The organism is Geodermatophilus sp. SYSU D00079 (assembly GCF_054050635.1).
This window is the reverse complement of record NZ_JBJGZS010000072.1, coordinates 1-521: the sequence shown is the minus strand read 5'-3', so window position 1 is coordinate 521 and position 521 is coordinate 1. Positions and strand designations below refer to the sequence as shown.

Sequence of the window (521 nt, the reverse complement as noted above, 5' to 3'; positions counted from 1 at the left end):
GCGCCCTTGCGCATCAAGCGTCGCGGTCAAGGGCGACAAATGACCTTCGCTATGATGCAAATCGAGCTGCACCTCCTGGGAGGCCGGCACTGGTGAGCAACACACCTCGAGCACGTGATGGCGCGTGATATGGGCCACAGCATTCACTGTGTCATCGGCAGCCAAGGGCGCGGGATATTCGCACGGGATGTAACGCGGAACCTCGTCGGTCTTCCGCCAAGCAGCTGTCATCGACTGAGCCACGTGACGAATCAGGGAAACCTCGATGTTGTTGGTATTCCAAAGGCTTTGCTGCGTTGCATTGACCGAACCGGTCATCACGAGCGCTTCGCCATTAGCGTCCACCACCTCGAACCACTTGGCGTGCAAAATGCGGTCGTTATCCGGGGGCTCGACAAATTGATTGGGCTTGCTCCCCTGAGGGATGTCCTCCAGGAAGGGCGCAATCAAGTCATCGTTCTTGCGAGCCAAGCCATACCGGACGTGCTTGACGCCCAACTTGTCACGAAGTCGAACAACAG

At 57.8% G+C, this 521-nt stretch carries 1 protein-coding gene; it reads right to left on the bottom strand.

Annotation, left to right across the window (positions count from 1 at the left end):
• The coding region (locus tag ACI79E_RS22435; protein ID WP_456934789.1) for a hypothetical protein at nt 1–498 on the bottom strand (498 nt) is incomplete at its 3' end.
• Nucleotides 499–521 lie beyond the last annotated feature (23 nt).